7 protein-coding genes and 1 pseudogene are annotated in these 7946 nt (G+C 69.8%); 4 read left to right on the top strand and 4 right to left on the bottom strand.

Annotated features, from left to right (window positions below):
- Positions 1 to 361, top strand: a pseudogene (locus ASG43_RS21190) (methyl-accepting chemotaxis protein); the annotation flags it as partial.
- Between the two features lie 59 nt (positions 362 to 420).
- Here the strand turns inward: ASG43_RS21190 and ASG43_RS21185 are convergent.
- The 4 genes from ASG43_RS21185 to ASG43_RS21170 all read right to left on the bottom strand — a co-directional run bounded on the left by ASG43_RS21185 (position 421) and on the right by ASG43_RS21170 (position 4675).
- Complete coding sequence (locus tag ASG43_RS21185; protein ID WP_056509130.1) at positions 421 to 1530, bottom strand: acyltransferase; 1110 nt, start codon at positions 1528 to 1530, stop codon at positions 421 to 423.
- A gap of 189 nt (positions 1531 to 1719) precedes the next feature.
- Positions 1720 to 2331: a CDP-alcohol phosphatidyltransferase family protein gene (locus tag ASG43_RS21180; protein ID WP_056509127.1), complete on the bottom strand. Its 612-nt coding sequence runs from the start codon at positions 2329 to 2331 to the stop codon at positions 1720 to 1722.
- A gap of 18 nt (positions 2332 to 2349) precedes the next feature.
- Entirely contained in the window at positions 2350 to 3174 is an 825-nt protein-coding gene (locus tag ASG43_RS21175; protein ID WP_056509125.1) for a TVP38/TMEM64 family protein, read from the bottom strand.
- Positions 3175 to 3226: 52 nt separating this feature from the next.
- Positions 3227 to 4675 (bottom strand): FAD-dependent oxidoreductase, encoded by a 1449-nt coding sequence (locus ASG43_RS21170; RefSeq protein ID WP_056509122.1) that lies wholly within the window; start codon positions 4673 to 4675, stop codon positions 3227 to 3229.
- Between the two features lie 242 nt (positions 4676 to 4917).
- Between ASG43_RS21170 and ASG43_RS21165 the strand changes: the two genes are divergently transcribed.
- The 3 genes from ASG43_RS21165 to ASG43_RS21155 are packed head-to-tail and all read left to right on the top strand — an operon-like array spanning position 4918 to position 7945.
- A complete protein-coding gene (locus tag ASG43_RS21165) occupies positions 4918 to 5511 on the top strand; it encodes a TetR/AcrR family transcriptional regulator (RefSeq protein ID WP_056509117.1) in 594 nt (197 codons plus the stop codon).
- A gap of 11 nt (positions 5512 to 5522) precedes the next feature.
- On the top strand, positions 5523 to 6707 hold the full coding sequence (locus ASG43_RS21160) for an FAD-dependent oxidoreductase (protein WP_056509114.1): 1185 nt from the start codon (positions 5523 to 5525) through the stop codon (positions 6705 to 6707).
- Positions 6704 to 7945, top strand: a complete 1242-nt coding sequence (locus ASG43_RS21155) for an ABC transporter substrate-binding protein (protein ID WP_056509113.1) — start codon at positions 6704 to 6706, stop codon at positions 7943 to 7945. Before ASG43_RS21160 ends, ASG43_RS21155 begins: the two co-directional genes overlap by 4 nt.
- The last annotated feature ends 1 nt before the right edge of the window (position 7946 follow it).

The raw sequence follows: 7946 nt of genomic DNA, 5'->3' as shown, positions 1-7946 counted from the left end.
CACCCAGATCATCACCGACATGGCCCAGGCCGCCCGCGAGCAGTCGCTGAGCCTGAAGGAGGTCTCCATGGCCGCCGACAACATGGACAAGGTCACCCAGCAGAACGCCGCCATGGTCGAGGAAACCACCGCCGCCGCGCAGACCCTATCCAACGAGACCGAACAGCTCGCCAGCCTCGTCGACGGCTTCCGCACGAGCGGTTCCGCCAAGACCGCCGCATCTCCCGCACGCTCTGCGCCCCGACGCGCCGCTTCGAGCGGCGCGCATCGCCCGGTCGCGCAGATGCGCAGCACGGGCTCCGGTGGCGCCGCGCCGAAGCCGGCCGCCTCGGTGGCGGCGGAGGACTGGGCCGAGTTCTGATCGTTGCGGGCGTCGGGACGGGTTCCGGCGCCCGTTTCCTCGGCGCCTGGGCAGGCCCGTCAGCTCCGGAGAAACCCGGGCGCCGGAGCAGGCCCGCGCCGCGCGGACGACCAGCGCAGGCGACGGCCGAGGGACGTGCAGGGATCCTCGATCCAGGTCGTCAGGGCGACGGCCGCGCCGGCCGTCGCTCCGAAGCTCAGCGCGGTCGCGAGCCAGGCGGCGGGTGAGCCGATGTCGGGGCTCGAGCCCGTCACGAGGGCATGCACCAAGCCGGCGACGCCCATGTGGACGAGGTAGATGCTGTAGGAGTGCCGGCCGGCAGACAGAAGGACCCGGTTCGCCAGCCAGCTCGAGCAGGTCGGATGGACCGCCAGCCGCAGAATGAAGGCGGCGGCGGCGAGGCCGAGCAGGGCGCGAAGCGGAACCGTCGTCAGAACCTCCCTCGAGAGGACGAGCGAGCCGGCGGCGACGGCGAGGAGGCAGAGCAGCGGCAGCACTTCCAGGACGCGGTCGAACCGTGCGAGCGGCCGTCGATCGAGCAGAACCGCAGCCCCCACTCCGAGGGCGATCTGGTCGGCATTGGCGAGCAGCGATCCCATGTAGCGCAGATAATCCGCCCCCATCGCGTTCTGCATCCACCGGTAGCCGATCGCCGCGACGATGACCGCGACGACGGCCGTCGGCAAGGTCCGGCGTGGCAGGACGACGATCGCCAGGGGTGCGACGAGGTAGAACTGCTCCTCGACGGCCAGGGCCCAGGTCGGAGCGAGCCATTCGTTGCCGATGGTCCCGAACCATCCCATCGCAATGTTCTGGGTGAAGGTGGCATAGGTCCAGGGCGGAATCGTCCCGGTGCCCGTGTCGAGCCCGCCGCCGAGGGCGCCCGCCGACAGGATCGCCATCAGGACGACCGCATAGGACGGGACGGTGCGCAGGAATCGTCGCCCGTAGAAGACCTGGAAGAAGTTGGCGTCGTCGCCGCGGTCCAGCACGAGGCGTCCGATCAGGAAGCCGCTGAGGACGAAGAAGACGGTGACGGCGATATGTCCGACAGCGAAGGCGACGAGACCCGACGGCACTTCCGCCACGAAATGCGAAACGACGACGGCCAGCGTCGCCAGACCCCGCAAGCCGTCGAGGCGGATGTCGCGTGAACCCGTGTTGCTCATGCCAGCTCCTCGATCTCCGGAGCAACATGACCAGAATGACGTTGCGGAAAGGTGACGACGTCGAGACGATCTCATGCCATCTCTTCCCGTCGGCGGAATTCTCCTCAGTCAAAATCCCCGGTCGTCTCTATCCTCGTGATTTCATCGGGACTTTTTCTTCTGAATACTGACTGTCTGCGACGCCGCGCTTCAGGATCCCGCGAGCGCGGCATGCGCATGCCGCCAACGCAGCGCGGTGGTGACGGCACAGATGGCGGCGAAACCATAGGCGATCCCGGCGACATGTCCGGGAAAGAGGCACATGGCGAGGAAGACCGCGATCGTCTCCGCGCCTTCGGCGAGCGCCCCGACATAGTAGATGCCCTTCGATGGGAACGCGGCCGATCGCAGGCCCCGACGCTCCGCCAGCAGGGAGAAGGCGAGGAAGCTGCTGCCCGTCCCGACGAAGCTCGCGATGAGGACGGCGCAGGCCAAGGCGTTCGCCGCGGGATCGGCGAAGGCGAAACCGAGCGGGACGAGCGCATAGACGACGAAGTCCAGGGAGATGTCGAGAAAGGCGCCCCGGTCCGTCGGCCCCGCGATTCGCGCGACGCTGCCGTCGAGCCCGTCCAAGAGCCGGTTGGCTGCGATGGCCGCGATGGCCACCCCGTACCATTGCGCGGAAATGAGGAGAGCAGCGAGGACGCCGAACGAGAAGCCGGTCCAGGACAGGGTGTCGGCCTGCACGCCCTGCCCGGCGAGCCTTCGCGCGACGGGCATGAGGATGCGGTTCTGGAGCGGCACGATGCGATGGTCGAACATGGGGGTGCGGCGCTCCGGTCAGCGGTCGTCCGGCGACGGGCCGAGGGCGGCGAACCCGCCCTTCGCCATGACTTGCGCCAGATCGGCCGCGAGCGCCCGGCCCGCGCCGGCTCCACCGCCGGCCGCCGGCACCGCGACGCAGAGGATCGCGACCAGCGCGGCGGGGCCGGAGCGCCGCGACTTCCACAGGCGATAGGCGGCGGGCAGGAGAGCGACGAGGCCGAGCAGGGTCAGGGCGAAGAGCACGTTGGCCGACACGAGGTCCGACAAGCTGGCGATCGCTCCGAGTTCACGGCCGAGATGGGCATAGATGAAGGTTCCCGGGAGGATACCGAGAAGGGTCGCGAGGGCGAAGGTCCGCAGTCCAACGCCGAGCAGCGCGGGCACGATGTTCACCGCGAAGAACGGGAACAGCGGCACGATGCGCATGAACAGCAGATACTCGAAGGCGTTGTCGCGAAACTTCCCCGCCACGCGTTCCGCGAGCGGCCCCGCACGCTGGCGCAGGGGCCCGCCGAGCGAAGACCTCGCCACCAGAAAGAGAACGATCGCCCCGCTCGTGGCGGCGACGACGGCCAGGATGCCGCCGACGAGCGTTCCGAACAGGAATCCGCCGAGCAGCGTCATCACCGAGGCGGCTGGCAGGGACAGGGCGACGACGGCGGCATAGACGACGAGAAAGACGGCGCCCGAGGAAAGCGGATGGCTCGCGACGAGGGCCAGCAATTCGCCCCGGCGGGCCTTCACCGCCTCGATGCTGAGAAGATCGGTCACGCCGAGGGCATAGGCCCCGATCGTGAGCGCGGCGAGAACGAGGAGGAGGATCCACCCGCGCGGGGTCATGACGGTGCCTTTCGATGGACGAGCCGCAGGCGGTGCCCCGCGCTGTCATCCGCTACCAGCTCGGAAGCTTGTGCAGGATCGAGACGAGGCGACGCGTCCGGTCGCTGAAGAGCGAGGGCCGAAACCATTCGCCCGCCGCCTGTTTCGAGATTTCGGACAAGGTCGGATAGGGCAGGACGAGGGACGCGACGTCGCGGAGCTTCAGCCCCTTGGCGACGGCGAGGCACCAGAGGCCGATCATCTCGCCCGCACCGGGCGCCACGATCGAGCAGCCGAGGATGCGGCCGTTCGGATGCGCGACGAGCTTCAAGAGCCCCTCCCGGCGCCCTTCCGCGACGGCCCGGTCGAGACCCTCCATGGTCTTCACGAGGCTGCGCACGCCGTCGCCGTGGCGCGCTTTCGCGGCAGCGAGCGTCAGGCCGACATGGGCCAGTTCCGGATCGGTGTAGGTCACCCAGGGCAGGGCGCGATCGTCGATCCTGGCCGGAAGCCGGAATGCGAGATTTCGGATGACGATGCCGGCATGATAGCCGGCGACATGGGTGAACTGCGGCCCACCCGCGCAGTCGCCCACGGCATGGACGCGGCGGTTCGTGGTCCGCAGGCGCCGGTCCGTCCGGATCCCGTCCGGCGTGACCTCCACCCCCGCCCGCTCCAGCGCCAGACCCTCGACGTTCACGGCGCGGCCCGCCGCGACGAGGATGTGGGAGGCGTCGAGGCTCCGGTCACCGTCGGCGCCGGCGATCTCCACCCTGTGACCCTCGCCCTCCGGCGTCGCGATCCCGTGACGCACGGAGCGCACGTCCGCCGTCTCCCAAAGGTCGATGCCCTCCGCGACGAGGCTGCGGCGCACGACCTCGACGAGCTCGGGCTCGTCCTTGGGCAGGATCCGGCCGCGCGCGACGATCGTGACGCGCGAACCGAGGCGTCGATGGGCCTGCGCCATCTCGACGCCGATCGGCCCGCCGCCGACGATGACGAGATGGCGCGGCACGGTTCCGATGTCGAACAGGCTCTCGTTGGTGAGGACGCGCGCCGGATCGAGGCCGGGAATGGGCGGAATGGCGGCGCGCGATCCAACGGCGAGAACCACGTCGCGCGCGCGGATCGTCTCGCCGGCGACCGTCAGCGTCCGCGCGTCGAGAAAGCTCGCATGACCGCGGATCACTCGGACGCCGAGGCCCTCGAAGCGCTCCACCGAATCATGGGGCGCGATGGTGTCGATGACGCCGCGCACATGCGCGTCGACGGCGGCGCGGTCCGTGGCGAACGCATGCGGCGGCACGCCGGCGAGCGTGGGATGACGATGGGCGTGGATCAGCTTGGCCGCGGCCAGAAGGGATTTGGAGGGAATGCAGCCCGTGTTCAGGCAGTCGCCGCCCATTCGGCCGGCTTCGATCAGAACCGTCCGCAGCCCGAGCTGCGCCGTTCCCGCGGCGACCGAGAGCCCGCCCGATCCCGCACCCACGACGCAGACGTCGCATTCGATGAGATGTCCCATCCCCGCTTCCTAGCTGCAACATCCGGCGCCGTCGCATCAAAAGGCGGTGGCCGGCCAACCCGGCGCGGGAAGGGACCGGCGGCCGGCCAAGGCGGTGCCGTCGAGCTTCGTCGATGAACGGCCGGCGATCGACCGGCCTTGGATTCTGGATCGGTCGATCTAGATTTTGGATCGGTCGATCTAGAATGACAAGCGGGAGACGGCGCCATGTCGCCGTAGTGATCGACGCGGGACCTCGCAAAATGGGACGCAGACGACGCTTCGACGAGACCGACGTGCTCGACCGCGCCGTGCAGCTTTTCTGGTCCAACGGCTACGCCGCGACCTCGATCCGCGACCTCGAACGCGCCACGGGGCTGAGTACGGCGAGCCTCTACAACGCGTTCGGCGACAAGCGCGCGCTGTTTCGGCGCTCCCTCCAGCGCTATCTCGACCGTTCGAGCCGTCGGCGCGTGGCGCTCCTGGACGAGGGTCCCTCGGCCCATGCGGCGATCGTCGCCCTGCTCGATGCGATCGTGGAGGCCTCGGCCGGCAGCCGGGACGGCTGTCTCCTCGTCAATTCGGCGGCCGAGGTCGCCGCGCATGATGCCGAGCTCGGGGCCGACGTCTGCGCCGGACTGCGCGAGGTGGAGGACGCGCTGCATCGCGCGGTCCTGCGGGGACAGGCCGAGGGAGCCATTTCCCGTCGGCTGGACGCGCCCGTTCTGGCGCAGGCGATCCTCGGCACCATCGTCGCCATCCGCGTGATGTCGCGCACCGGCGCCGGGACGGCCGCCTTGCGCAGGCTCGCCGACAGCCAGATCGCCAGCCTGACACCCATGCCGGCCGCCGCGTGAGCGCGACGTCGATGCCCGAACGTCGATCCGGCGCGAGGCAGGCCGCGCCGCGCCTGCTCCTCCTCGGCGGCGGCCACGCGCATGTCGAGGTGATCCGGCGCTTCGGCCTTGCGCGCGAGCGGCACGGCGAGCCTCTCCTCGTCTCGCCGGCCCGGCGGACACCCTATTCCGGAATGCTGCCCGGCTTCGTCGCCGGCGAATACGGGTTCGACGATCTTCACATCGATCTCGAAGCGCTCTGCGCGGCGTCCGGCGTCGCCTTTCGCCTCGGCGCGGCGACGGGCCTCGACGCGGCGGCGCGGCGGGTCGCCTTCGCCGACGGATCGGTTCGCGACTACGACATTCTCTCGCTCGACATCGGCTCGCGCCCCTCGCTTCCGGCCGGCTTCCGGGACGGCATCGCCGTCAAGCCGATCTCGACCTTCACCGAGCGCCTCGCCACCTTGGACGCCCGCGTCCGCGACGCCGATGGCTTCGTCCGTCTCGCCGTGGTCGGCCAGGGGGTGGCGGGCGTCGAGATCGCCTTCGCGCTGCGTCGCCGGTTCGGGCGCCGGCTCGGGCGCGGGGATGGACGTCGCGGCGTCGAGATCCTGCTCGTCGGCCGCTCGGACGGCGTCATGGCAACGCGCGGCGCGCGCTCGCGGCGGCTGGTCGCCGAGGATCTCGACAGGGCCGGCATTTCGGTGGTCGGGGGCTTCGACGCCGTCGCCTTCCAGAACGGCACGCTCCGGGCGAGCGACGGAAGGTGCCTCGATGTCGACGAGGTCGTCTGGACGACCTCCAGCGCCGCGCCGGATTGGCTTCTCAAAAGCGGCCTGGCCCTCGACAGCCACGGCTTCGTGCGCGTCGACCGCTTCCTGCGCTCGCCGTCGCACGGGCAGGTCTTCGCGGCGGGCGACATCGCGTCCCTGTCCGATCCCCGACCGAAATCCGGCGTCTTCGCGGTGCGCGAGGGACCGGTGCTCCACCACAATCTCCGGCAGGCCGCTCTCGGCCGACCGCTCCGCGCCTTTCGGCCGCAGAAGCACTGGCTTGCGCTGATCTCGCTCGCGGACGGCCGCGCGATCGCCGACAAGTGGGGCCTCGCCGCTCGCGGTGAATGGGTCGCCCGCTGGAAAGGTTGGAGCGACAGGCGCTTCGTCGCGCGCTACCGAACCGTGCCGCGGTCCGGATCATCAGGAGGCATCCGCCCATGAAACGAACGAACCATCTCGCCCTCGCCGTTCTGCTGGCACTGGCGCCGGCGACGGCGGGGCTGGTCACCCATCGCGCGTGGGCGGTCGAAGCCACCTCGCCGGACTGGCGGGCGACCCTCGATGCGGCGAAAGGCCAGGAGGTTCAGTTCAACGCCTGGGGCGGCTCTCCCAACATCAACGACTTCATCGCCTGGGCCGGCGGCATCGTGAGGGAACGCTACGGCATCACGCTGAACCACGTGAAGCTCGAGGACACCGCGACGGCCGTTTCGGCCATCGTGGCGGAGAAGGCGGCCGGCCGCCTCGACGACGGGTCGGTCGATCTCGTCTGGATCAACGGCGAGAACTTCGCCTCGCTCAAGGAACAGGGCCTTCTGTCGCAAGGCTTCTCGACGGACCTTCCGAACTGGCGCTTCGTCGACACCGCCAATCCCGGTGCCTCGACGGACTTCACGCTGCCGATCGACGGGCAGGAATCGCCCTGGGGACGTGCCAAGCTCGTCTTCTTCCACGATTCCGCACGCACCGATGCCACGAGCCTGCCGCGCTCGACCGCCGACCTCCTCACCTACGCGAAAGCCCATCCCGGGCGCTTCTCCTATCCCGCGCCACCGGACTTCGTCGGCTCGTCCTTCCTGAAGCAGGTTCTCCTGGAACAGGTTGCCGACCGCGATGTGCTCGACCGTCCCGTGGACGAGGCGAGTTTCGCCGCGGTCACCGCGCCGCTCTGGGCCTATTTCGACGCGCTGAACCCACTCCTCTGGCGCGCAGGCCGCGACTTCCCCGCCAACTACCCCGCGATGAAGCAGCTTCTGGCCGACGGCGAGCTCGACATCGTCTTCGCCTTCAATCCCGGCGAGGCCTCGGCGGCGATCGCGGCCGGCGAACTGCCGGAAACGGTCCGCTCCTTCACCTTGCCCGGCGGCACGCTCGGCAACACGCATTACGTGGCGATCCCCTTCAATTCGGGCTCGAAGGCGGCGGCGAAGGTCGTCGCGGACTTCCTCCTCTCGCCCGAGGCGCAGCTTCGCAAGGAGGACCCGGCGCATTGGGGCGATCCGACCGTGCTCGACATGGCCAAGCTCTCCGACGCCGATCGCGCCGCCTTCGCGGCGCTCGACCTCGGCCCGGCGACGCTCCGGGCCTCCGAGCTCGGCCCCGTGCTCCCCGAGCCGCATCCGAGCTGGATGACGCGGCTCGAAGCGGAATGGACGAAGCGCTACGGCACGGGGCGGTGAG

Source organism: Aureimonas sp. Leaf454, assembly GCF_001424685.1.
GTDB lineage: Bacteria > Pseudomonadota > Alphaproteobacteria > Rhizobiales > Rhizobiaceae > Plantimonas.
Note: the sequence above shows the minus strand (reverse complement) of the source record. Positions and strands in the feature narration are given on the sequence as shown.